Source organism: Variovorax sp. CCNWLW225 (genome assembly GCF_037204045.1).
In the GTDB taxonomy this organism is placed as follows: Bacteria; Pseudomonadota; Gammaproteobacteria; order Burkholderiales; family Burkholderiaceae_C; genus Variovorax.
Map to the genome: position 1 here is coordinate 111,925 of NZ_JBBCBV010000005.1, position 21,924 is coordinate 133,848.

Here is a 21,924-nt window from a genome sequence, read left to right on the forward strand (position 1 = left end):
CGCTCATGCGGCCGCCAGCTTCGAACGCACGAGCCGCGCTTCGCGGATCGGCAAGTGCACCAGCGCGGCCCCGGCGGCGAGTGCGATGTCGATGTACCAGACGATGTCGTAGTTGCCCGTGGCCTGGAAGACGTAGCCGCCCAGGAACGCGCCCAGGAAGCCGCCGACCTGGTGCGCCAGCATCACGATGCCGAACAGCATTGCCATGTTGGCCGGCCCGAACATCTTGGCGACGAGGCCCGCGGTCGGCGGCACGGTCGACAGGAAGGTCACACCCATCACGGCGGCAAACACCAGCATCACCGCGGTCGTCTTCGGCGCCAGCAGGAACACCAGCACGGCGATACCGCGCGTGGCATAGACCAGCGACAGCAGCGACTTCATGCGCCAGCGCCCCACGGCCCAGCCCATGGCCAAGCTGCCGACAATGTTGAAGAGCCCGATCATCGCCAGCGCCCAGCCGCCGACTTCGGCCGGCAGCCCGCAGGCTGCGACGACACCGGGCAGGTGCGTGGCCAGAAAGGCGACGTGAAAGCCGCAGACCAGGAAGCCCAGGCTCAGGTAGCGGTAGCTGGGCGTCGCGAGCGCCTGGCCGATGGCCTGGCGCGCACTCAGCGGCTTGGTGCCCGATGCGGCCGCCGACGCCGCGGCCATGGCGTTCGAATTGCCCTTGAGCACCCATGCGGCCGGCAACGCCAGCAGCACCAGTACGCCGAGCCACTGCATCGCGCCGGCCCAGCCCACCGCCGCCGTCAGGCCGACGGCGATCGGCGCCATCGCGAACTGTCCGAAGGAGCCACCGGCATTCACCATGCCGGTGGCCAGGCCACGCTTGTTCGCCGGCACCAGGCGCGTGGTCGCGGCCATCAGCACCGAAGGGCCCGCCATGCCGGCGCCGCCGGCCGCCAGCACGCCAATGGCGAAGATCAGGCCGGCCGTGCTCGTCATGAGCGGCGTGATGAGCGTGCCGATGGCCACCAGCAGCACGCCGATGAACACCACGCGCCCGGTGCCGATGCGGTCGGCCACGGCCCCCCCGAAGGGCTGCGTGAGCCCCCACCAGAGCTGCCCGAAGGCGAACGCAAGGCTGATGCTGCCGATGCCGAGCGCGGTCGAGGTGTTGAGTGCCGAGAGGAACAGCCCCATCGTCTGGCGCACGCCCATCGTGAGCGCGAAAGCGCCCGCGGCCGCCAGCAGCACGAGCCAGAGCGCATGGCGCCGTACAGAGGTTTCATTCATCGCGGGCTCCTGTTGGGTCTTCCGGCTGTGCATCGCCCAGCCCGGCACGCTGCAGCAATTCCAGGCTTTCGTCGAGAAGGGCATGCAGCGCCAGCACGCGCTCCGTGCCGAGGATGTCGTTGAGCGCCAGCTGCGCGCCGTGCCACAGGCGCTGCGCCTCGGCCCGCTTTTCGCGGCCCGCGTCGGTGATCGACAGCATGCGGCTGCGCGCATCGGGGCCTTCGGTCTGCACCAGGAAGCCCGCCGCCAGCATCGGCTTGAGATTGCGCGTGAGCGTGGAGGCGTCGACGTTCATCTCACGCGCCAGGTCGACCGGGCGCAGCGGCCCGAAGTGCAGCACATGCGAGAGCAGTGAATACTGCGTGGTCTTGAGCCCGCTGGGCGCAACGTGCGCGTCATACAGGCGCGACGCCAGCCTGGAGAGCCGCCGCAAGCGGAAATTGGTACATCCCTGGGGCTTCAGCTGAGGGGGCTTCAGAGCGGTGTTCATTTTTTGATTGTAGCTACAATAATTGCATCTACAACCATCGAGGAGATTTCATGTCCGAGCCCCATTCCATCGACGCCTGGATCGCCCAGGAGGCGGAGATCGTCCAACGCCTCGATGCGGGACCCGGCCCCGGCCTGGCACGACCCGAGCAGATCGCCGGCAAAACCGGGCTGGAAATGATGGAAGCGATGCTGCGCGCCGAAATCCCCTACGCCGCCATCGCCAAGACGCTCGACTTCACGCTTCTTTCGGTGAGCCCCGGCGTGGCCGTGTTCCAGGGCACACCGCTGCCGCAGCATCTGAATCCGCTCGGCACCATCCATGGCGGCTGGGTTGCCACGCTGCTCGATTCGGCGCTGGGCTGCTCGGTCCACACCATGATGCCGGTCGGCCGCGCCTACACCACCGCCGAGCTGAGCGTGAACTACGTGAAGGGCCTCACACCCAAGGTGCAGCGGGTTCGTGCCGAGGGCAAGGTCATTCATTGCGGCCGGCAACTCGCCACCGCCGAGGCGCGGCTTTTCGGACCGGACGGGACGCTGTACGCGCACGCCACCACCACCTGCCTGGTGTTCGAGATGCCTTCTCCTCGGTAAGCCGGGCCGCCGCCATGCCATCCACGCCCCTCGACCCTGGCCTCGCGCCGGCTTTCAAGACCCTTCTTGCCGAGAGATACAGCTGCAGGGCCTACCTTGCCGAACCCGTCGCGCGCGAGACGATCGATGCGATCCTTCAGATGGCGCAGCGCACCGCTTCCTGGTGCAACTCGCAGCCATGGCAAGTCATCGTCACCAGTGCGGCCGCCACCGAACGCCTGCGCCAGGTTTTCGATTCCGACGAAGCCGCGGCCGATGCCGCGTTCGACATCGCGCCTCCGGCGGAATACCGCGGCGTGTACCAGGAGCGCCGCCGCGAATGCGGTTTTCAGCTGTACGAAAGCGTCGGCATCGCGCGCGGCGATCGCGAGGCTGCGGCGCGGCAGGCCAAGGAGAACTTCAGGTTCTTCGGGGCACCGCACCTGGCCCTCGTGACCACCGAGGCAGTGCTCGGCACCTACGGCGCGGTGGATTGCGGCGCCTATGTCGGCAACTTCATGCTGGCGGCACGCAGCCTGGGCGTGGCCAGCATTGCGCAGGCGGCCGTGGCGTCGCGCTCGAGGTTCCTGCACCGCTGGTTCGAGATTCCGGACGACCGCCAGATCGTCTGCGGGATCTCGTTCGGCTATGAGGATCCGTCGCACCCGGCCAACCGCTTTCGCACCACGCGCGCAGCGCCGGGCGAGGCTTGTCAATGGGTGGATTAACCGGCGCGGCCCGGTGCTTCTTGTAAGTGCAAGGACGTAAAACCGCCTCAATGGCAGTGATAATGATTCGCATCGTTGCCATGCGGCCGCGATGCTTCTCTCGAAACCTGTCCCTGCACCTGGAGGATCCTTCATGACCGACCGCCTCGGCGTTCAAGGCCGCGCCGCCCGCGCATTGCTCGGCGTCTCCGCCGCCTGGCTGGCCGCTGCCGCCCTGCCTGCCTTCGCCGCCAACGACGAACTCACGCTCTACACAACGCGTGAACCCGCGTTGATCCAGCCGCTGATCACGGCCTTCAGCACGCAGACCAACATCAAGGTCAACACCGTGTTCGTGAAGGACGGCCTGCTGGAGCGCGTCAAGGCCGAAGGCGCACGCTCGCCGGCCGACGTGCTGATGACGGTGGACATCGGCAACCTGATGGACCTGGTGGACGGCGGCGTGACGCAGCCGGTGAAATCGGCCGCGCTCGAATCGGCCATTCCCGCCAACCTGCGCGGCGCCGATGGGCAGTGGTTCGCGCTCTCGCTGCGCGCGCGCGTGCTCTACGCCGACAAGAACCAGCCGCTCACCCGCTTCAGCTATGAAGACCTGGCCAACCCGAAGTGGAAGGGCAAGGTCTGCATCCGCGCGGGCCAGCATCCCTACAACACGGCGCTGATCGCATCGATGATCGCGCATGACGGCGAAGCCAAGACCGAACAATGGCTGCGCGGCGTCAAGGCCAACCTGGCGCGCAAGGCCACCGGCGGCGACCGCGACGTGGCGCGCGACATCCTGGGCGGCATCTGCGACATCGGCCTGGCCAACTCGTACTACGTCGGCCAGATGAAGAGCGCCAAGGAAGGCACCGACGCACGCAAGTGGGGCGACGCCATCAAGGTGATCCGCCCGACCTTCGCGGGTGGCAAGAGCGGCGGCACGCACGTCAACATCAGCGGCGCGGCCGTGGCCAAGAACTCGCCGCAACGCGCCAACGCGGTCAAGCTGCTCGAGTTCCTGGTGTCGGAGCCGGCGCAATCGCTGTACGCCCAGGCCAACTACGAATACCCGGTGCGCAAGGGCGTGGCGCTCGACCCGATCATCGGCGAGACCATCGGCGAGCTGAAGGTCGACCCGCTGCCGCTCACCGACATTGCCAAGTACCGCAAGCAAGCCAGCGCGCTTGTCGACAAGGTCGGCTTCGATCAGTGATGAACACGGCCGGGCACGCCTTGCCGGTGCCTGAATGCTGATCGCGCGGAGGCGGTTGCCGGGCCTGCACGCTGCAGGCCCGCTCTGGCGCAGCGCTTCGTTCGCAATTGCCGTCGGCGTACTTGCGCCGGTGCTCACGCTCGCCTGGCTCGCGTTCGGCTCCGGCGTGGCGCACTGGGGGCCGCTGTTCGCGCACGTGCTGCCGCAGGCGGCGCTCAATACGGCCGTGCTGCTGGCAGGTGTCGGGGTGCTGGTGCTGGTGATAGGCACCGGGTGCGCCTGGCTGGTCACGGCCTGCGACTTTCCGGGGCGCCGCGTGCTGCACTGGGCACTGCTGCTGCCGCTGGCCATGCCGACCTACATCGTCGCCTTCGCCTACCTGGACCTGCTGCACCCCATCGGCCCCGTGCAGGGTGCAATCCGCTGGGCATTGGGCTTCGACAGCCCGCGCCAGTTCCGCCTGCCCGACCTGCGCTCGATGCCCGGTGCAATCTTCGTGCTGGGCTTTGTGCTCTACCCGTACGTCTACATGACGGCGCGCGCGATGTTCATGACGCAGCCGGCCCACTTGATGGAAGCCGCCCGCACGCTGGGCGAAAGCCGGCGCGGTGCGTTCTTTCGCGTGGCGCTTCCGCTCGCGCGCCCGGCGCTTGCCGTGGGGCTGAGCCTTGCGCTGCTCGAAACGCTCAACGACATCGGCGCCTCCGAATTCCTGGGCGTGAACACGCTCACCGTGGCGGTCTACACCACGTGGATCACGCGCTCCGACCTGGCCGGCGCGGCGCAGATTGCCTGCGCAATGCTGTTCGTGGTGGTGGCCCTGGTCTGGCTCGAACGCAACGGCCGCCGGCATCAGCGTTTCGGCTCGACGCAGCGCATGCGCCCGATGCAGCCGCGGCGCCTGCACGGCTGGGCGGCATGGCTGGCCACTGCCACCGCCGCGTTGCCGGTGATGATCGGATTCGCAGCGCCTGCTCTCTACCTCGTCTGGGAAAGCAGCAAGCGCCTGCGCCAGGGCGGCGGCATTTCGCAAGGCCTGCTCTCCAGCCTCGGCAACACGCTGGCACTGGCCGCGGGCGTGACCGTCGTCGCCGTGGCCGCCGGGCTGGTGGTGGCATGGGCGGCCCGCAGCCAGGGGTCGCGGCCCAACCGCGCGCGCTGGCAGGCGCGCGTGGCCGCGCTGGGCTACGCCGTGCCGGGTACGGTGCTCGCCATTGGCCTGCTCACGCCCGCGCTGGCGTTCGACGCCGCATTGGCAAACACGTTCGGCCTCGCGGGCCTGCCGCTGATGGGCGCGGGTGTGGTGCTGGTGGTGGCCTGCGCCATCCGTTTTCTCGCCATGCCGGTGGGTGGCATCGAAGCCGGGCTCGCCCGTATTCCTCCGGCCATCGAACAGGCCTCGCGGCTGCTGGGCGAAACCACCGGCGGCACGCTGCGCCGTGTGCACCTGCCGCTGCTGCAGCCCGCCATTGCCACTGGCGCGCTGCTGGTCTTTGTCGACGCCATGAAAGAGCTGCCCGCCACGCTGCTGCTGCGCCCCGCCAATTTCGACACCCTGGCCACATGGCTCTATGCCGAGGCCGCCCGCGGCACGTACGAGGAAGGCGCCATTGCCGCGCTGGCCATCGTCGCGGCCGGGCTGCTGCCTGTGGTGCTGCTGGCACGCAATCAACTGGGCACGCCATCGGCTTTGCCCGGTCCGGACAAAACATGAGTTCCCCCCTTTCCCTCGAGTCGATCCAGCTCGCCTACGAAACACCGCGCGGCCTGCACACCGTGGTGAACGACTTTTCGCTGTCCCTGCCCGCAGGCGAAATAGCCTGCCTGTTCGGCCCTTCGGGCTGCGGCAAGACCACCGTGCTGCGGGCCATCGCCGGCTTCGAGCCCGTGCGCGCCGGCACGATCCGGCTCGGCGACGTGCTGCTGTCTTCGACCCAGGTGCACCTGCCGCCCGAGCAGCGGCGCGTCGGCATGATGTTCCAGGAGTACGCGCTGTTTCCTCACCTCTCGGCAAGCCAGAACGTGGCTTTCGGCTTGCGCCGCGCGGGCCGCGTGCAGCAGCAGTCGCGCACGGCCGAAATGCTCTCGCTCGTCGGCCTGGCGGACGCCGGTGAACGCTTTCCGCACGAGCTCTCGGGCGGCCAGCAGCAACGCATTGCGCTGGCCCGTGCGCTGGCGCCTTCGCCCGCGCTGCTGTTGCTCGACGAGCCTTTTTCGAACCTCGATGGCGGCACGCGCGAACGCCTGACGGCGGAGGTGCGCGGCATTCTCAAGCGCGCCGGGCAGACCGCCATCCTGGTCACCCACAACGATGCCGAAGCCCATGCCATGGCCGACCGCATCGGCGTGATGCACGCAGGCCGCATCACGCACTGGCTGGACACCGCCAAATAGCACAAGGCGCCCATTCGGCGAATGGGCTTTTCGGGAAAAGGTTGTTCGGGATCGCAAGAATGCGGCGCTCCCACCTTCCTATTTTTCCGGAGCACGCCCATGGCCCAACCCCTTACCCTCGTCAGCCACCTGCTGTGCCCCTATGTGCAGCGCGCAGCCATTGCCCTGGCCGAGAAGAACGTGCCTTTCGAACGCGTGGTGATCGACCTCGCGGACAAGCCGGACTGGTTCATTGCGATCTCGCCGCTCGGCAAGGTTCCGCTGCTGCGCCTTCAGCGGCCAAGCGGCGGCGAAGCGGTGCTGTTCGAAAGCAACGTGATCTGCGAATACCTCGAAGAAACCCAGCCGGGCCCGCGCCTGCATCCTGAAGACCCGCTCACCCGCGCCGAGCACCGCGCGTGGATGGAATTCGGCTCGGCCATATTGGGCGACCTGTGGGGCTACGAGACCACGCGCGATGCCGAAGTGTTCGAGCAGAAGCGCCTGGCGCTCGCCGCCAAGTTCGAGCGCGTCGAAGCAGCGCTAGGCGCCGGCCCGTACTTCGCGGGCGAAAACTTCAGCCTGGTCGATGCGGTCTTCGCGCCCGTCTTTCGCTACTTCGAGGTGTTCGACGAGATCAGCGACTCGCACATCTTCGATGCGCTGCCCAAGGTGAATGCATGGCGCAAGGCACTGGCCGCGCGGCCCAGCGTGCGCAGCGCCGTGGTGCCGGAGTATCCGCAGCACCTGCGCGAATTCCTGAAGAAGCACGAGGCGCACTTGCTCACGCTCGCGTAAAACCGACAATCGAATTCTTCCCACAACAACGAACAGGCACCCACGAGATGCGACTTCTCCACACCATGCTGCGCGTCGGCAATCTCCAGCGTTCCATCGACTTCTATACGAAGGTGCTGGGCATGAACCTGCTGCGCACCTCCGAGAACCCCGAGTACAAATACAGCCTCGCCTTCGTCGGCTATGGCAACGGCAACCCCGACCAGGCAGAGATCGAGCTCACCTACAACTGGGGCACCGAAAGCTACGAGCTCGGCACGGCCTACGGCCACATCGCGCTCGGCGTGCCCGATGCCTATGCAGCCTGCGAAAAGATCAAGGCGGCCGGCGGCAACGTCACGCGCGAGGCCGGCCCGGTAAAGGGCGGCAGCACCGTGATCGCCTTCGTCACCGATCCGGACGGCTACAAGGTCGAACTGATCCAAGACAAATCGAAGACCTCCGGCGACAAGGCAGACGCCGCCGCAGACGCTTTGCGCGCACCTTGATCAGCCGCCGCAATGAGTGCCGGCCACCGGGCCGGCACCGCCAGGTTGCAAGCAACCGTAAGAAACGCGAGGCCTGGAATGCGCGGGCGAATTAACGAGACAAAATAGCCGCCTTCGCAGGGGCGACCGGCATATTCTTTGCTGCTGTTCCTTGGCAAGAAGCGTTAATGCTTAACGCTTCAGACGCCCGAATTTGCAACAAGAACTTTCATGCTTGAACGCGGATAGCAGTTCAAAAGTATTGAAATGGCTCGTTGATTTTTTCCCCGTCTTCCAAATGAGCGCTTTCTTCTAAAGCGGAACGAATTTGACCAGTTTAAGCATCCGCGGCAAGGCGATCGACCCGGCAATATCGCTCATCGTATTTCTATTTGCCGCGCTCGTCGTTGGAGCCATTCCGTTCGCGTATCACGACACGGCAGCCCAGATCTTTCCGGACGAGGACACGCTGCTGAGCTTCTTCGGCGCCGATTCATGCCAGCTGACCTCCACCACCATCGAGGAAAGAAACTCCTACGCCTGCAGCGCGTTCCTTCTTGAATCGGTGGGGTTGAGCGCCGGCACCGCGCCATTGGCGGGCGCCCTGCTGAGCGTGTCGCTCACCTTGATTCCGATCTTTCAGTTCGCCCGCATTCCCTTGGGCGTATTTCTCGCGTCGCTGGCCTGGGGCGTCATCCGGGCGATTTTTCTTTCTGTTCTCTCCAAGGACATGCTGTCCGCCGCCGTGGTCCTCGTTTCGGTCATGGCTGCCCGGCAACCATGGTTCGGGCTCACGTGGCTGTTGTCCGCCACGATTTACGGCTGGGTCGTCAGAAAGTACTGGCTGCTGGTCAGCGGCGTCTGGTTCGGGCTGAGGCTCATCAGAAAGCAGCTCACTGTATTCAGGCTGCTGGTCGTCATTGTTCTGGTTTACATCGCACTGGCGCTGACATTCCAGATTGCGCTGGGCGTCACGCTGGACTTTGCCCGCCTCGCGGTCAATGAAAACCGGGAGGTTGGTGCCGAAGGATCGCGAACGGTGATCGAGGCGGTCATTGCTTCCGACAATGCACTGCTGCAAGCGCTCAATGCGACGATCACATTTTTCAGGCTCGCATTTCCGCTCGAGCTTCTGCGCTTTGGATCGGTCAGCCAGCTGGCATTTATTTCGATCATGCCTTTCACCTTCATCTGGATGGTGAAGGTCATTGTCAAGAGCGCGAAGTCTGACGATAAAAGGATCATCCAGGCCGGCAAGATTGCCTTGGCGCCTTTGTCTTTTCTCATTATCGAAGGCGTGTTCGAGCCCGATTTCGGCTCCTTTGCCCGTCACTTCGCCATTGTGAGCCCGCTTGTTTTTTCCGCCATGGCAATGCTGCAGAAAGCCGAACTGCGTGAAGAAAAGCGGCTGCGGCGCAGCGGCAATGCCGCCCCTTCCGGCGCACCGGCTCTCGTTGGCGCCATTCAGCAGGATCGCATCTCGTGAAGTCTCAATCCATCGCGGTCGACCAGCCCCAGTACGTTGAATCCATCCAGGCGGGAAGAGGCATTGCCGCTCTTTTGGTGGTGGTTCATCACATCGCGCAGAAATCGCACGCGCTTTCGGGCGGCGCCATTCCGTTGTTCGATTTCGGGATCGTCGGGGTTGATATCTTTTTCATGATCAGCGGCTTCATCATCTACTTTGTCACCGCGAACAAGACGATGACACATGTGGAGTTCATGGAAAAGCGGATCGTGCGGGTGTTTCCGCTGTATTGGGGGCTCTCGTTGCTGGCATTGCTGGTTCTGATCTTCAAGCCCAACCTGATCAACAGCAACGCGCAGCAAGCAACGGATATTGCCGCCTCGTTTTTCTTGTGGCCCACCACCGCGCCATACCTGGTGAACAACGGCTGGACGCTGACCTACGAGATCATCTTCTATGCGCTCTGGGCACTCGTCGCGCTGCCGACAGCCAATCGAAAAACCGCAACCATTGCGTGCCTGGTACTGGCTGCGGGTTCATTCATGGGGCTGCTTTTCAACGTAGATCCCAAGGTCATCAATTTTTCGCTGTTCGTGGAATTTGCCTTTGGCGTGGCCGTTGGCGTCGCGTTCAAGAAGGGGGTGTTCCGCCAGCACATTCCTGCCGCCATCGGCCTGACCGTTGCCGGTGCTTTTCTCGCCCACCTGGCCATATCCCAGGGCCTTGGCAGCGGCCAGTTGCGGGGGTTTGCGCTGGCAATTCCTTCGGCCATGATGTTCATCGGAATCATCCTGCTCGGGCCGTTCTGGAAAAGAATGCGCACGGTGCTGGCCATTGGTGACAGCTCCTATTCGCTGTACCTCTTTCATCCGTTCATCCTGGTCGGCATTCCCATCACGGTGAAGCTGCTCGGCATTTCCTCGCCGGTGCAGATACTCGCCATTTCCGCCGCGGTCGGCGTTGCGGCCATTGCGGCTTCGCACATGGTCTACAAGCTGGTGGAATTTCCGCTCACGCAAATGATGCGCGGAATGATCAAGTCCGCGAAGTCGCTTGGCGCAGCAAGAGCCAGGTAATTGCGGTCCGCTGAGCCTCGGCGCGATCAGCAGCCCAGCAGATCGGCCAATTGGTTGATGTCTCGCGCATGCAGGTTGTTCTCTGCGTTCGGCGAAACATCCTTGGGCTGCGCGCTGCCGAATTCGTGGGGGCGCTCGATGTAGGCGGTCTTCAGGCCGCACACGCGCGCCGCGGCAAGATCGTCATGGTGCGCCGCCGCCAGCATGACCTGGCCGGGCGTTGCGTCGAACACGCCCGCCACGCCAAGGTAAGTGCGCGGATCGGGCTTGTAGGCCTTGAACACTTCGGCCGAGAGCACGCAATCCCATGGCAGGCCGGCGCGTTTGGCCATTTCGGTGAGCAGGCCGATGTTGCCGTTGGACAACGTGCAGATGGTGAACTTCTTCTTCAGGCGCGTGAGCCCCTCGACCGCATCGGGCCATGCGGGCAGCCGGTGCCAGGCGCGGCTCAGGTGGCGCTTGGCGGCGGTGTCGAGTTGCTCGGCCAGGCCGAAGTCATGCAACACCTGCTCGAGCATGCTCAGGTGCAGTTCGTCGAGCAGCGTGAAGCCGCCCTCGCCCGCGGCAATGCGCTCCATCACCGATTTCATTGCGGGCTGGTAGCCGGCGCGCCACGCCAGCGCGAAGGTGGCGCCGTCCACACCCGGCAACGCGAGTTCGGCCTCGGCGGCAATGCCGCTGTGCCAATCGACCACCGTGCCGAAAACGTCGAACGCGATGACCTTCAGGTCGCTCGCGTCGAAATCCGCGCGCATGGTCAGCGCTGCAGTTGGCTCGCGGCGCGTGCCAGCTGCTCGATCAGCGCCCAGTTGCCTTCGCGGATCGCGTCGGTCGGCACGATCCACGAGCCGCCCACGCAAGCCACGTTCGAGAGCGCGAGAAACTCGGCTGCGTTGCCCGCATGGATGCCGCCGGTGGGGCAGAAGGTGACGTCGCCGAACGGCCCTTGCCAGGCCTTGAGCATCGGCAGGCCGCCCGCCTGCAGCGCGGGAAAGAACTTGAGCTCGGTGTAGCCGTCTTCCTGCGCCGTCATGATTTCGCTGCCGGTGGCCACGCCGGGCAGCAGCGGCAAGCCGAGGTCGTGGCAGGCCTTGCCCACCGCGCGCGTGTAGCCCGGGCTCACGCCGAACTTGGCCCCGGCCAGCGCCGAGGCTTGCGCATCGGCCGCGCTGCGGATGGTGCCGGCGCCGGCCACGGCTTCGGGCACGTCCTTGGCAATGGCTTCGATGCACTCGAGCGCCTGCGGCGTGCGCAGCGTGACTTCGAGCATGCGGATGCCGCCGGCCACCAGCGCGCGCGCCAGTGGAATGGCATGTTTCACGTCGTTCAGCACGATGACCGGGATGACCGGCGCATCGCGCATGACGTCGAGTGCGGTGAGTTTGTCTGTCATTTCATTGCTCCATTGTTCACAGCCACGAGCATGCGCCCTCTTCCGCGGTCAGTGCATTGCGCCGCATGCCGGCGAACAGTTCGCGGCCGAGGCCGTGGCCGTCGGCGATGCGCTTGGCTTCGGGCAGCTTGGCAAGCTCGCGTTCGGCCCATTCGTCGTCGGGCACCAGCACGGCAAGCGTACCCGCTACCGCATCCAGGCGTATGACGTCGCCGTCGCGCACCTTGGCGAGCGGGCCGCCCGCGGCGGCTTCGGGCGAGACATGAATCGCGGCCGGAATCTTGCCCGATGCGCCGCTCATGCGGCCGTCGGTGACCAGCGCCACGCGAAAGCCCTTGCCCTGCAGCACCGACAGCGGCGGCGTGAGCTTGTGCAGCTCGGGCATGCCGTTGGCCTGCGGGCCCTGCCAGCGCACCACGCACACCACGTCGCGCTCGAGTTCGCCGGCGGTAAAGGCCTGCTGCAGCGCGGCCTGCGAATCGAAAACGCGCGCCGGCGCTTCGATCACGTGGCGGTCGTCGGGCACCGAAGACACCTTGATCACGCTGCGCCCCAGGTTGCCGTTGAGCAGCTTCAGGCCACCAGTGGCGCTGAAAGGGTTCTCCACGGGCCGAGCCACCGCCTCGTCCTTCGAAGGCGCGGCGGATTGCCACACCAGGCGCTTGTCGTCGGCCATGGTGGGCACGTTCGCAAATTCGCGAATGCCGCCGGCGCGCACGGTCAGCACGTCGGCATGCATCAGGCCCGCATCGAGCAGCTCGCCCATCACGAAGCCCGGACCGCCCGCCGCCTGGAATGCGTTCACGTCGGCGCTGCCGTTGGGGTACACGCGCGTCAGCAGCGGAATCACGTCGGAGAGGCGCGAGAAGTCGTCCCAGTCGATCACGATGCCGGCCGAGCGCGCCACGGCCACCCAGTGGATCAGGTGGTTGGTGGAGCCGCCGGTGGCAAGCAGCGCAACCATGGCATTGACGATGCAGCGCTCGTCCACGACTTCGCCGATGGGCGGGCAATTGAATGCGGTTTCGCTCGCGCGGCCGAGCACCGTGCGAACGGCCTCGCGCGTGAGCGTTTCGCGCATGGCGTCGCCGGGCTGGATGAAGGCCGTGCCGGGCACATGCAGGCCCATGGCTTCGAGCAGCATCTGGTTGCTGTTGGCCGTGCCGTAGAAGGTGCAGGTGCCCACGGTGTGATAGGCCGCCATCTCGGCGTCGAGCAGGCCCTGCCGGCCGACCAGGCCTTGCGCGGCCTGCTCGCGCACCTTGGATTTTTCGCCGTTCGACAGGCCCGAGGGCATGGGGCCAGCGGGCACGAACACCGTGGGCAGGTGGCCGAAGTGCAATGCGCCGATCAACAGGCCCGGCACGATCTTGTCGCACACGCCCAGAAGCAATGCGCCGTCGAACATGTCGTGCGTGAGCGCCACCGCGGTGCCCATGGCGATCACGTCGCGGCTGAAGAGGCTCAACTCCATGCCGGGCGTGCCCTGGGTCACGCCGTCGCACATGGCGGGCACGCCGCCGGCCACCTGCGCCGTGGCGCCGAGGCTGCGCGCCTCGTTCTTGATGATGTCGGGGTAGCTCTGGTACGGCGCGTGGGCCGAGAGCATGTCGTTGTAGGCGGTGACGATGCCGATGTTGGGCGCGCGCTCCGTCACCACCCTGAACTTGTCGTTGGCAGGAATGCCGGCCACGGCGTGCGCGACGTTGGCGCAGCCCATGCGGTCGGAGCCGCGGTCGCGGTTGCGGATTTCGGTGAGGCGCTGGAGGTACGCGGTGCGCGGCCCCCGGCTGCGTTCGCGAATGCGAGCGGTAACGTCAAGGACGGTGGGATGTGTGCTCATGGGGATGTATTCGGTCGCACTGCCGGCATCTGGCCAATGTCACTTTTGCGACCTTCGACTTGGAAGTGAATAGTACCAAGACAGCAAGACCAAGGCCGATCGAAAACGGCCTTCCGGCAATACGCATTTACATCCCGCATCGAGATCCACGGGCTGATTGGGCGGAGGCCGCTCAATCGATGAGCTTGACTTCGACGCGGCGCGCCTCTGCGTTGTTGCCCGAACCCGCCGTGACAGCGGGCTTCTGCAGGTCGACCTTGCTCGCCGGAACGCCCAGGCCCACCAGCACGTCGCGGATCATCTCGGCGCGCTTCTTGGCAAGCTGCTCGTTGATGGCCGCGTCGCCGGTGGTGTCATGAAAGCCCGAGACCACGGCCTTGCGGCCGCTCTCCACGCCCTTGATGACGGCGGCCAGCGCCTCGGCGGCACCGGGTGCGAGATCGGCGCTGCCGGTCGCGAAATAGAAGTTCACCACGCCGTTGGCCACGCGGATGCTGGCGCCGTCGGGGATCACGACTGTGACCGTTTCGGTGACCTCGGCCACGGTGGTGGTGGGCGCCGGCGCCGCGGGGGCCGCTGCAACCGCTACGGCGGGCCTGGCCTTTGCCGCCGCGTTCTTGCCCTTGTGCCAGAACGCGATGCCCAGTACGAAAGAGATCACCAGCGCGATCAGTATCACGAGAAACCCGAGGGCGAATTTTTGCTGGCTGTCGTCTTCATTCATGGGTCTGCGTTCTCCGTAGGGAAGAGGTCGGTAAATAATGGTGCGGTGAACCATGATCGCCAAATTGTAGGCGCCGGCCCGTCGGGCCCCGCACCCGACCCCGGGCCGCCGGGGCTGGACCCGATGCCCCGGCCGTTGCGCGACCCGCAGCCGATGCTCGAACAGGCCATTGCCGACTGGGGCGGCCGCGAGGACCTGTGGCTCTTCGGCTACGGCTCGCTCATCTGGCGCCCCGAGTTCGACTTTGCCGAGCGGCGCTTTGCCTGGGTGCATGGCTGGCACCGCGCGCTGAAGATGTGGAGCCGCATCAACCGCGGCAGCGTGCAGACGCCGGGCCTCGTCTTCGGCCTGCTGTCGGGCGGCAGCTGCCGCGGCATGGTGTTCCGCGTGCCGGCTGTACAGGGCCTCGAAACGCTGCGCAGGCTCTGGCTGCGCGAAATGCCCACCGGCGTGTACGACCCGAAGTGGCTCAAGTGCGTCACCCCCGAAGGCCCGGTGCGCGCGCTTGCCTTCACGCTCTCCAGGCGCAGCCCCAATTTCACTGGGGAGCTCAGCGACGAGCGTTATCGCCACATCTTCACCCATGCGGTCGGCCGCTACGGCAGCTCGCTCGACTACGCACGCCAGACCTTGCTGGAGTTGCGCCGCCACTCGATCCACGATGCGGCACTGGCCCGGCTGGTTGCTCTGGCGCACGAGAGGCAAGAGCAGCAGGAGCAACACGACCGTGAGGCGCAGCAAGCGCAATCCGGCGCCGCGGCTGATTGCGGCACGCCTCCTGCTCCGGTATATGTTCCGGGGTCTCCGGACAAAAAAACTTCTTCTTCCCGTTCCTTTTCTTCCCAACAATCTTCCGGACCGTCCAAGGAAAAACCATGAACCATCGTCTCTCGATCGCCACCGGCACCGCCCTTCTCGCCAGCGCCCTGCTCTCGGCCTGCGGCGGCATGATGGGCGGCAAGCCGAGCGCGGCCGCCGAACTGATGCCCACCGCGGCGATCTCGCCCAACCCCACGCGCGGCACGGTGACCTTCACCGCGCTGGACCACGGCGTGCGTGTGGCCGGTGAAGTGCGCGGCCTGGCACCGGGCAGCGAGCACGGGTTCCACATTCATGAAAAGGGCGACTGCGGCGACAACGGCAACGCCTCGGGCGGCCACTTCAACCCCACCGGCGGCACGCACGGCAAGTTCGGCGCGCCGGGCAGCCACGCCGGCGAGCTCCCCAGCCTCGTGGCCGATGCCAGCGGCGTGGCGCGCTTTCGCGTCGACATCCACTCGATCTCGCTGACCGAAGGCGCCGCCAACAACGTGGTGGGCCGCGCGCTCGTCGTGCATCGCGACCGCGACGACTTCACGACCCAGCCAGCCGGCAACTCCGGCCCGCGCACGGCATGCGCGGTGATCGCGCGGCGCTGATCGCCGGTTAAGCCAACCCCGCCGAGCGCTCCCGCCAAAGGGCCTCGGCGTGCGCCAGGGCCTCCGGCGTGTCGATGTCGGTCACGATGCCCACGTCGTCCACCACAAGGTCTGCGACCGCGTCGATGGCGCGCATCGCCTTGAGGATGGGCGCGGCGCCGAAGTTTCCCTGCAGCGCCGCGAGCTGTGCGCGGCATCCGGCCGCAAAGCCCACCGGATGGCCGCGCTCGCCCTTGTATTGCGGCTGCGCGGCGCACGTGCGGCCGGTGAGGGCCCCCGCCACCGCGCGCAGGGTTTCAGGGCGCACCAGCGGCAGGTCGCCCGGCAGGATCAGCCAGCCGGCGGCGTCGGGCGTGGCCCGCACCGCGGCGGCAATCGAATCGCCCATGCCCGGGTGGCCGGCGTCTTCCAGGCGCCAGGGCAATCCGCTGGCGCGAACGGCATCGAGCGTTCGCTCGAGCACCGGCTTGCCCGCGAGCGGCGCCTGCAGCTTGGAGCCCACGCCACCGGCCGCGTTGAAACGCTCGCCGCGCCCCGAAGCCAGCACGATCACCCACGGAGAATTAGCCTTTGTCGCCATGGGCCGAGTATGTGCGCGGAATGGCGGCGGGCAAGGCTTGCGCAACAATGTCGGCATGACCTCTTCTCCAACCAACGAAACGTTGGCCGCGCTGCGCAAGAGCTACGAGCGGGCCGAACTCGGCGAAACCCACAGCGCCGACGATCCGCTGAAGCAGTTCGAACGCTGGCTCGGCGAAGCCATCGACGCCCAGGTGCCCGAGCCCAATGCGATGACCCTGTGCACCGTGGGCAGCGACCTGCGGCCTTCGAGCCGCATCGTGCTCATCAAGGGCTACGACGCACGCGGAGTCGTCTGGTACACCAACTACGAAAGCCGCAAGGGCCGGGAGCTGTCGGGCAATCCGTATGCGGCGTTGCAGTTCCACTGGGTCGAGCTCGAACGCGTGGTGCGCATCGAGGGCCGCGTCGAGAAAACCAGCGCCGAGGAAAGCGATGCCTACTTTGCCAGCCGCCCGCTCGACTCGCGCATCGGCGCCTGGGCCAGCCCGCAAAGCGAAGTGATCAGCGGCCGCGACGTGCTGGTGAAGAACGCCGCCGTGGCCGCCGCCAAGCACCTGCTCTCGCCGCCGCGCCCACCGCATTGGGGCGGCTACCGGCTTGTGCCCGACCGTTGGGAATTCTGGCAGGGCCGCAAGAGCCGCCTGCACGACCGGCTGCGCTACCGGCTCGAAGGCGGCAACTGGGTGCGCGAGCGGCTCGCACCCTGAGCCTGGTCAAGCCTCGCAGGCTGCGACCTTGAATTCGACGCGGCGGTCGAGCGCATCGCTCGCGTCATCGGCCCCGGTGCCCACGATGTTCTCGCGGAAGCCCATGCCCGATTCGCGCAGCTTTCTCGACAGCGGCGGCGCCTCGCCGACGAGGCGGGTCTTCACGCTCACGGCGCGCTGCAGCGACAAGCGCTCGTTGACCGCCTCCGGGCCGGTGCGGCTCGTGTGGCCCGTCACCACCACGCATGAATCGATCTGCGCCGCCTGGCGCGCGATCTGCCGCAGCCACATCGGATAGGCAGCGCTGATCTTCGGGTCGGCCAGGAAATCGGTCGAGCCGGGCTTGAACAGGAACTTCACGCTCAGGTTGTTGGTTTCCAACCCGAGCCGCGCAAGGGTGCCGAAGGTTTTTTCCGCATCGGCGGCGCGGCCCAGATGCGCCTGCGTGAGGTACAGGCCGCTGTAGATGCGCAACTGCTGGCCATCGGGCCGGCGCGATGCGGCTTCGTAGCGGCTCAGGGCTTCGCTCATGCGGCCGGCCTCGTAGGCGGCGGTGGCTTCCTGCAGCACCGTCGAGGTGGGCAGGCGCTCCAGGTACAGCGCGTCGGCGGCCTGGCCGGGCTGCGTTTCGGCGGTGCGGATGTAGCCTTCCACGCCGCGGTCCTTGCCGTTCACCGGGCTGTCGCGAAAGAAGGCCGTCGGCCGCGTATCCAGCGTCGGGTCGCTGATGCGCGCCACCGACTGCGCGATGACCACGCCGCTCTTGATTTCCGTCAGCGCCAGGTTGAGGCGGTAACGCCCATCGGACGAATCCTTGTCGCGCACCAGCGTGCCGTTCAGCACGTACTGGGCGCGCTCGATCTCGGCGCTGTTGAACGGCGTGACGGTGAACTGCTTGAACTGCGACTGCATGCGCTGCACCACGCGCTGCTCGGCCACGCGCGTCACTTCGGTCTGCTGGCCGCTCGATCCCTCGAGCAGCGGGTCGATCACGATGCGGCTCTGCTTGATGGTCGACTCCACCTTGGCCAGGAAGGCCGGCAGCTTCTGCGTTTGCACGATCAGGTCGTCCACCGCCTGGTTGACGGCCTGGTCGAAAGGCATGGCGTTGCCCGGCGCGGGCCGGTGCGCACACGCAACGGAAAGCGCCGCGGCGCACAGCGCGAGCACGCGCAGCACGGTCCCGATCGGGTGGATGGTTTTCATCATCAGCATTGGCTCCTCAAGATCTTCATGTCTTCGTCCGACAGCGGCTCACCCACCGCTGCCCGCATGTTGATTTCGCTGCAGCGCCTGGAGAGCGGCGGCTTTTTGGGAGCCGCGGACTTCTCCACCTCCGGCACTGGCAGCGGCGACGGCTGCGCGGCCGCTACGGCCTGCGGCCTGGGCCGCGTTGCCGCAGCCGGCTTTGGCCCCGCTGGCCTGGCTGCCGGTAGCCCGGCTGTCGGCGGCACCGCCTCCCTCGGTACCCCCGCCGAAAGGCACGGCGTTCTGCACGGCTTGGTATCGGCCGTGGCCGTGGCCGTTGCGGCAAAGGCGGCACAGCACAGCGCGACCACCATCGCGATCGGCGCCATGGCGGGAAACGGCGAAGACCGCACCTGGTAAATCATCAGCCGGCAAATGTAGAGCGGCAGGCGCCGCTCGCCATCTCGCCAAATGGCCACCCTGCCGAACGGCATAGGCGCCGGGGGCTACAAGAACTTCAGGGAAGCCACTGCACCAGCGTCATCACCAGCGTGAGCGTGGCAAGCGCGAGCACCGTCGACACCGCCACGCTGGCCGTTACCAGGTCTTCGGCCGTGCGGTAGCGCTGCGAAAAGAGAAAGACGTTCGCGCCGATGGGCAGTGCCGCCGCCACCACCATCACGGTGAGCGGAATGCCGCGCACGCCCAGCAGCCAGCCGATGCCGGCCACGAGCAGCGGATGCAGCAGGTTCTTCACCAGGGCCTGCACCGTGGCACCGCGCCAGTGCCGGCCGATGGGCGTCAGCGCGAGCGTGATGCCCACCATCACAAGTGCCACCGGGCCGAAGGCCTGCCCGAGCAGCATGATCGGCTTGTCGAGAAAATCGGGCATCGCGAGCCCGGTCTGCGCAAACAGCAGCCCCGCGATGATCGGCATCGGCACAGGATGGATGATGGCGTTGCGGAGAGCCCGCAGCACCGTGCGAACCATGGAGCGCTTCTCCTCCCCGCTCACCACCGCATGCTCGCGCGCGACGGCCAGCTCCAGCACCACGGTGGCGCTCGTCAACAGCACCAGCGAATGCAGCGAGATCAGCGTGAGCAGCACCACCATGCCTTGGTCGCCATAAGCAAGGCCGACCAGCACGATGCCGATCATCACGGTGTTGCTGTAGGTGTTGGCTAGCGCAATGACGGCTGCCGTGCGGTTGAAGCCGCGCAGCGCCAGCGTGCCTGCGAACAGCAGGCCCGAGGCAATGAAGTACGCCGCCACGGGCTTGAGGCTGAGTTCTTCCACGTGCACCGTGCTCATCGCGCGGAACAGCAGCGCGGGTGCAAGCAGCAGGAAGATCAGGTTGGAAAGGTCCTTGACGGCGTTGCCGCCGATCCAGCGGCGCCGGCCTGCCAGGTAGCCTGCTGCGATCAGGACGACGACCGGCAGCAGCGAAGAAATGACGAACGGGTTCACCCGGTCGAGGATAGCCGAGGGTGCGTTCAGCCCGGCCTGCCCTTTCTTTTCCAGAAAGAGCAGGCCTGATGGGCTTCAGGTCAGAACGTCACGCGCAGGCCGACCTTCAGCGAACGTCCCGGCAGCGGTGCGTTCGGGTACACCGTCGTCGTCAGGATCGACGTCGGGCTGTAGGCCAGCTTGTTGGTGATGTTGTCGACGCGCGCATACCAGGTGAGATTGGCGTGCTGCACCTTCATGCGGTAGGTAACGGCGGCATTCCACAGCGTGTAGGAGTCGGTCTCGCGCGCGCCCACGCTCGGCACCCGGCGCTGCGCCGCGTTGTAGTCGAAGCCCAGGCGCGCACCCCACGGGCCGTTGCCGTAGGCCAGCGTGGCGCCCAGGCGCAGCGGCGCAATGCGCGGCAGCGGCTCGCCGGTGTCGAGGTTCTTGGCGCGCACGATGTCGCCGCGCCATTCCAGGTCGAGCGTGGAGCCGTCGGCCGAACGCGCAAAGCCGTCGGTGCCCAAGAGGCGCAGGTTGCCGTTCGCCTCGATGCCGGTGAACCGCGCGCGCACGCCGCTGTAGAGGTACTCGGCCAGCGTGTCCGTCGCTTCCGGGTCGGTCACCACCTGGCCTTCTTCATCGAGCGTGCGGCCCGATGCCGTCAGGCCGATGTAGTTGCGAAAACGCGTGACGTACGCGTTGACGCGGGCGGTGTTGGCGCCCGACTTCCATTGCGCCCCCAGGTCGAACCCGGTCGACTTTTCCTTGTCGAGGTTCGGATTGCCGACCTCCCATGCGGCCGTTGCCACGTGCGGGCCGTTGGCGAGCAGTTCATAGTCCTTAGGTGCCCGCTCGGTGTAGGCCAGGTTCGAGGTGAGCTGCCACTGCGGCGTCAGGTTCACCAGCGCTCCCAGGGCCGCGCTGTGCGGGTTGAAGGTGCGCTCGCCAACGGCAAAGCGCGTCACGGTCGGATCGTCCGGATAGCCGAGCGAAGTGACGCGGACCTTCTCGGTGCGCGCGCCAAAGCTCAGCCGGCCCCATGAGGTGCCGAGTTCTTCATACATGAACAGCGCGTTGGAGCGCGTGCGGCTGTGCGGCGCAAAGGCTTCCGCGCCGTCCGCGGCGAAACGGTTGGTCTCGCTGCTGAAACCGACCAGGCCTTCGAGGTTGCCGATCTTCTGGTGGCGCACCTCGATGCGCACATCGTTGCTCATGTTCGAGAAGGTGGTGCCGGCCTCGCGGCCTTCGAATTCGGTGTGGCGGTAGTCGGTGTGGCTGAGCTTGGCGTGAACGCTGCTGATGATGCCGCCCGGGCGCCATTCGCCTTCGATGGCATAGCGGTCGGACTTCATGCCGATGGTCACGTCGTCTTCGGCCACCGTGCCGTAGTTGCTGCGGTAGGTGCTGGCCGAGGCGCCGATCCAGCCCTGGTCGAAGAACAGTGTACCGCCCACGGCGCCGCCGTGCGCCTCGTTGGCCGAATTGCAGATCTTGCGCGCCAGCGTGGGGCGGCCGGGCTTGGTGCATTCCAGTTCGATGGGCACCGAGACATCCTTGGAGTCGCGGTTGAACGCATCCACATGCAGCGCCAGGCGGCCGTTGCCGCCCTCGAAGACCACGCCGCCGTTCTTTTCCTTGTTGCCGGTCGAAAAGCCCAGGTCGGCACGGCCGCCGAAGCCGTCGATCGGCTCGGTCGGAATGCGGTTGTCGATGACGTTGACCACGCCGCCCACCGCGCTGCCGCCATATTGCAGCGCAGACGGCCCGCGCAGCACTTCGACGCGGTCGGTCACCAGCGAATCGACCGGCACCGCGTGGTCGTAGCTCAGCGCCGAAGCATCGGGCGCGCCGCCGCCGTTCTGCAGGATGCGGATGCGGTCGCCGTCCAGGCCGCGAATGATCGGCCGACTGGCGTTGGGACCGAAGTAGCTGCTGCTCACGCCGGGCAGGTTGTTGAGCGTTTCGCCGAGCGTCGATTCGGAGCGCATCAGGAGCTTGTCGCCCGAAAGCGCGGTGGTGGGCGCAATCAGGTCGGCCGCGCCCAGCGGATTGCCGGTGACGGCAATTTCAGGCAGGGAGGCCGCGGACGCTTCGGCGGGTTGCGCCTGGGCCATGGCCGCGAAGGAAGCCAGCAAAAGAACGGCAGCGCCGATGGCGTTGCGACGGAAATTGGGAATCATGAATGAGCACTCGTTGAATCAAGGGGC

Annotated in this window: 23 protein-coding genes; 13 read left to right on the forward strand and 10 right to left on the reverse strand. The window is 66.5% G+C overall.

Going from position 1 to position 21,924, the window contains the following annotated elements; genetic code table 11:
* Positions 1 to 3: 3 nt before the first annotated feature.
* Both V9L20_RS11945 and V9L20_RS11950 read right to left on the reverse strand, forming a co-directional pair.
* Positions 4 to 1,239, reverse strand: coding sequence for an MFS transporter (locus V9L20_RS11945; RefSeq protein ID WP_337296763.1), 1,236 nt, complete (start codon positions 1,237 to 1,239; stop codon positions 4 to 6).
* On the reverse strand, positions 1,232 to 1,729 hold the full coding sequence (locus V9L20_RS11950; RefSeq protein WP_337296764.1) for a MarR family winged helix-turn-helix transcriptional regulator: 498 nt from the start codon (positions 1,727 to 1,729) through the stop codon (positions 1,232 to 1,234). Before V9L20_RS11950 ends, V9L20_RS11945 begins: the two co-directional genes overlap by 8 nt.
* 50 nt (positions 1,730 to 1,779) lie before the next feature.
* On the opposite strand from V9L20_RS11950, the gene V9L20_RS11955 reads away from it, so the two are divergent.
* The 9 genes from V9L20_RS11955 (at position 1,780) to V9L20_RS11995 (ending at position 10,409) form a co-directional block, all read left to right on the forward strand.
* Entirely contained in the window at positions 1,780 to 2,325 is a 546-nt protein-coding gene (locus V9L20_RS11955) for a PaaI family thioesterase (RefSeq protein ID WP_337296765.1), read from the forward strand.
* A gap of 14 nt (positions 2,326 to 2,339) precedes the next feature.
* Positions 2,340 to 3,032: a nitroreductase gene (locus tag V9L20_RS11960; protein ID WP_337296766.1), complete on the forward strand. Its 693-nt coding sequence runs from the start codon at positions 2,340 to 2,342 to the stop codon at positions 3,030 to 3,032.
* A 133-nt stretch (positions 3,033 to 3,165) separates the two neighbouring features.
* Positions 3,166 to 4,227, forward strand: a complete 1,062-nt coding sequence (locus V9L20_RS11965; protein ID WP_258501548.1) for a Fe(3+) ABC transporter substrate-binding protein — start codon at positions 3,166 to 3,168, stop codon at positions 4,225 to 4,227.
* 34 nt (positions 4,228 to 4,261) lie between these two features.
* Entirely contained in the window at positions 4,262 to 5,941 is a 1,680-nt protein-coding gene (locus V9L20_RS11970) for an ABC transporter permease (protein WP_337296767.1), read from the forward strand.
* Positions 5,938 to 6,621: an ABC transporter ATP-binding protein gene (locus V9L20_RS11975; RefSeq protein WP_337296768.1), complete on the forward strand. Its 684-nt coding sequence runs from the start codon at positions 5,938 to 5,940 to the stop codon at positions 6,619 to 6,621. Before V9L20_RS11970 ends, V9L20_RS11975 begins: the two co-directional genes overlap by 4 nt.
* 99 nt (positions 6,622 to 6,720) lie before the next feature.
* On the forward strand, positions 6,721 to 7,398 hold the full coding sequence (locus V9L20_RS11980; RefSeq protein WP_258501554.1) for a glutathione S-transferase family protein: 678 nt from the start codon (positions 6,721 to 6,723) through the stop codon (positions 7,396 to 7,398).
* Positions 7,399 to 7,445: 47 nt separating this feature from the next.
* Complete coding sequence (gene gloA / locus V9L20_RS11985; RefSeq protein WP_337296769.1) at positions 7,446 to 7,886, forward strand: lactoylglutathione lyase; 441 nt, start codon at positions 7,446 to 7,448, stop codon at positions 7,884 to 7,886.
* A 307-nt stretch (positions 7,887 to 8,193) separates the two neighbouring features.
* Positions 8,194 to 9,351, forward strand: coding sequence for a hypothetical protein (locus tag V9L20_RS11990; protein ID WP_337296770.1), 1,158 nt, complete (start codon positions 8,194 to 8,196; stop codon positions 9,349 to 9,351).
* Positions 9,348 to 10,409 carry an acyltransferase family protein gene (locus V9L20_RS11995; protein WP_337296771.1) on the forward strand — a complete coding sequence of 354 codons (1,062 nt, stop codon included), beginning with the start codon at positions 9,348 to 9,350 and terminating at the stop codon, positions 10,407 to 10,409. The genes V9L20_RS11990 and V9L20_RS11995 overlap by 4 nt, the downstream gene beginning before the upstream one ends.
* Before the next feature lie 26 nt (positions 10,410 to 10,435).
* Here the strand turns inward: V9L20_RS11995 and V9L20_RS12000 are convergent, their stop codons facing one another.
* The 4 genes from V9L20_RS12000 to V9L20_RS12015 all read right to left on the reverse strand — a co-directional run bounded on the left by V9L20_RS12000 (position 10,436) and on the right by V9L20_RS12015 (position 14,369).
* Positions 10,436 to 11,164, reverse strand: coding sequence for a haloacid dehalogenase type II (locus V9L20_RS12000; RefSeq protein ID WP_337296772.1), 729 nt, complete (start codon positions 11,162 to 11,164; stop codon positions 10,436 to 10,438).
* Positions 11,165 to 11,166: 2 nt separating this feature from the next.
* Entirely contained in the window at positions 11,167 to 11,802 is a 636-nt protein-coding gene (eda, locus tag V9L20_RS12005; RefSeq protein WP_258501562.1) for a bifunctional 4-hydroxy-2-oxoglutarate aldolase/2-dehydro-3-deoxy-phosphogluconate aldolase, read from the reverse strand.
* Positions 11,803 to 11,818: 16 nt separating this feature from the next.
* Positions 11,819 to 13,645 carry a phosphogluconate dehydratase gene (gene edd, locus V9L20_RS12010; protein WP_337296773.1) on the reverse strand — a complete coding sequence of 609 codons (1,827 nt, stop codon included), beginning with the start codon at positions 13,643 to 13,645 and terminating at the stop codon, positions 11,819 to 11,821.
* Positions 13,646 to 13,817: 172 nt separating this feature from the next.
* Positions 13,818 to 14,369, reverse strand: a complete 552-nt coding sequence (locus V9L20_RS12015) for an OmpA family protein (RefSeq protein ID WP_258501564.1) — start codon at positions 14,367 to 14,369, stop codon at positions 13,818 to 13,820.
* Positions 14,370 to 14,414: 45 nt separating this feature from the next.
* Here V9L20_RS12015 and V9L20_RS12020 point away from each other — a divergent pair, with 45 nt between their 5' ends.
* Both V9L20_RS12020 and V9L20_RS12025 read left to right on the forward strand, forming a co-directional pair.
* Entirely contained in the window at positions 14,415 to 15,248 is an 834-nt protein-coding gene (locus V9L20_RS12020; RefSeq protein WP_443098570.1) for a gamma-glutamylcyclotransferase, read from the forward strand.
* Complete coding sequence (locus tag V9L20_RS12025; protein WP_258501565.1) at positions 15,245 to 15,787, forward strand: superoxide dismutase family protein; 543 nt, start codon at positions 15,245 to 15,247, stop codon at positions 15,785 to 15,787. Before V9L20_RS12020 ends, V9L20_RS12025 begins: the two co-directional genes overlap by 4 nt.
* A 7-nt stretch (positions 15,788 to 15,794) precedes the next feature.
* Here V9L20_RS12025 and V9L20_RS12030 read toward each other — a convergent pair whose 3' ends face one another.
* The gene (locus tag V9L20_RS12030; RefSeq protein ID WP_126746227.1) at positions 15,795 to 16,367 is read right to left on the reverse strand and encodes a nucleotidyltransferase family protein; all 573 of its coding nucleotides are present in this window, start codon (positions 16,365 to 16,367) and stop codon (positions 15,795 to 15,797) included.
* A gap of 55 nt (positions 16,368 to 16,422) precedes the next feature.
* Here V9L20_RS12030 and pdxH point away from each other — a divergent pair, with 55 nt between their 5' ends.
* Positions 16,423 to 17,076, forward strand: a complete 654-nt coding sequence (pdxH, locus tag V9L20_RS12035) for a pyridoxamine 5'-phosphate oxidase (protein ID WP_258501568.1) — start codon at positions 16,423 to 16,425, stop codon at positions 17,074 to 17,076.
* Positions 17,077 to 17,082: 6 nt separating this feature from the next.
* Here the strand turns inward: pdxH and V9L20_RS12040 are convergent, their stop codons facing one another.
* On the reverse strand, positions 17,083 to 18,291 hold the full coding sequence (locus V9L20_RS12040) for an OmpA family protein (RefSeq protein ID WP_443098571.1): 1,209 nt from the start codon (positions 18,289 to 18,291) through the stop codon (positions 17,083 to 17,085).
* Positions 18,292 to 18,309: 18 nt separating this feature from the next.
* On the opposite strand from V9L20_RS12040, the gene V9L20_RS12045 reads away from it, so the two are divergent.
* Positions 18,310 to 18,684, forward strand: coding sequence for a hypothetical protein (locus V9L20_RS12045; protein WP_337296775.1), 375 nt, complete (start codon positions 18,310 to 18,312; stop codon positions 18,682 to 18,684).
* A gap of 97 nt (positions 18,685 to 18,781) precedes the next feature.
* On the opposite strand, the gene V9L20_RS12050 is transcribed toward V9L20_RS12045, so the two are convergent.
* Positions 18,782 to 19,732, reverse strand: coding sequence for an AEC family transporter (locus tag V9L20_RS12050; protein WP_337296776.1), 951 nt, complete (start codon positions 19,730 to 19,732; stop codon positions 18,782 to 18,784).
* A gap of 80 nt (positions 19,733 to 19,812) precedes the next feature.
* The gene (locus V9L20_RS12055) at positions 19,813 to 21,897 is read right to left on the reverse strand and encodes a TonB-dependent receptor (protein WP_337296777.1); all 2,085 of its coding nucleotides are present in this window, start codon (positions 21,895 to 21,897) and stop codon (positions 19,813 to 19,815) included.
* Positions 21,898 to 21,924: the final 27 nt, after the last annotated feature.

What these genes read in the sequence shown, in the direction of transcription:
- V9L20_RS11945 (WP_337296763.1), bottom strand. Translation starts at nt 1,239, where the DNA reads ATGAATGAAACCTCTGTACGGCGCCATGCGCTCTGGCTCGTGCTGCTG.
- V9L20_RS11950 (WP_337296764.1), bottom strand. Translation starts at nt 1,729, where the DNA reads ATGAACACCGCTCTGAAGCCCCCTCAGCTGAAGCCCCAGGGATGTACC.
- V9L20_RS11955 (WP_337296765.1), top strand. Translation starts at nt 1,780, where the DNA reads ATGTCCGAGCCCCATTCCATCGACGCCTGGATCGCCCAGGAGGCGGAG.
- V9L20_RS11960 (WP_337296766.1), top strand. Translation starts at nt 2,340, where the DNA reads ATGCCATCCACGCCCCTCGACCCTGGCCTCGCGCCGGCTTTCAAGACC.
- V9L20_RS11965 (WP_258501548.1), top strand. Translation starts at nt 3,166, where the DNA reads ATGACCGACCGCCTCGGCGTTCAAGGCCGCGCCGCCCGCGCATTGCTC.
- V9L20_RS11970 (WP_337296767.1), top strand. Translation starts at nt 4,262, where the DNA reads ATGCTGATCGCGCGGAGGCGGTTGCCGGGCCTGCACGCTGCAGGCCCG.
- V9L20_RS11975 (WP_337296768.1), top strand. Translation starts at nt 5,938, where the DNA reads ATGAGTTCCCCCCTTTCCCTCGAGTCGATCCAGCTCGCCTACGAAACA.
- V9L20_RS11980 (WP_258501554.1), top strand. Translation starts at nt 6,721, where the DNA reads ATGGCCCAACCCCTTACCCTCGTCAGCCACCTGCTGTGCCCCTATGTG.
- gloA (WP_337296769.1), top strand. Translation starts at nt 7,446, where the DNA reads ATGCGACTTCTCCACACCATGCTGCGCGTCGGCAATCTCCAGCGTTCC.
- V9L20_RS12000 (WP_337296772.1), bottom strand. Translation starts at nt 11,164, where the DNA reads ATGCGCGCGGATTTCGACGCGAGCGACCTGAAGGTCATCGCGTTCGAC.
- eda (WP_258501562.1), bottom strand. Translation starts at nt 11,802, where the DNA reads ATGACAGACAAACTCACCGCACTCGACGTCATGCGCGATGCGCCGGTC.
- edd (WP_337296773.1), bottom strand. Translation starts at nt 13,645, where the DNA reads ATGAGCACACATCCCACCGTCCTTGACGTTACCGCTCGCATTCGCGAA.
- V9L20_RS12015 (WP_258501564.1), bottom strand. Translation starts at nt 14,369, where the DNA reads ATGAATGAAGACGACAGCCAGCAAAAATTCGCCCTCGGGTTTCTCGTG.
- V9L20_RS12025 (WP_258501565.1), top strand. Translation starts at nt 15,245, where the DNA reads ATGAACCATCGTCTCTCGATCGCCACCGGCACCGCCCTTCTCGCCAGC.
- V9L20_RS12030 (WP_126746227.1), bottom strand. Translation starts at nt 16,367, where the DNA reads ATGGCGACAAAGGCTAATTCTCCGTGGGTGATCGTGCTGGCTTCGGGG.
- pdxH (WP_258501568.1), top strand. Translation starts at nt 16,423, where the DNA reads ATGACCTCTTCTCCAACCAACGAAACGTTGGCCGCGCTGCGCAAGAGC.
- V9L20_RS12040 (WP_443098571.1), bottom strand. Translation starts at nt 18,291, where the DNA reads ATGCTGATGATGAAAACCATCCACCCGATCGGGACCGTGCTGCGCGTG.
- V9L20_RS12045 (WP_337296775.1), top strand. Translation starts at nt 18,310, where the DNA reads ATGTCTTCGTCCGACAGCGGCTCACCCACCGCTGCCCGCATGTTGATT.
- V9L20_RS12055 (WP_337296777.1), bottom strand. Translation starts at nt 21,897, where the DNA reads ATGATTCCCAATTTCCGTCGCAACGCCATCGGCGCTGCCGTTCTTTTG.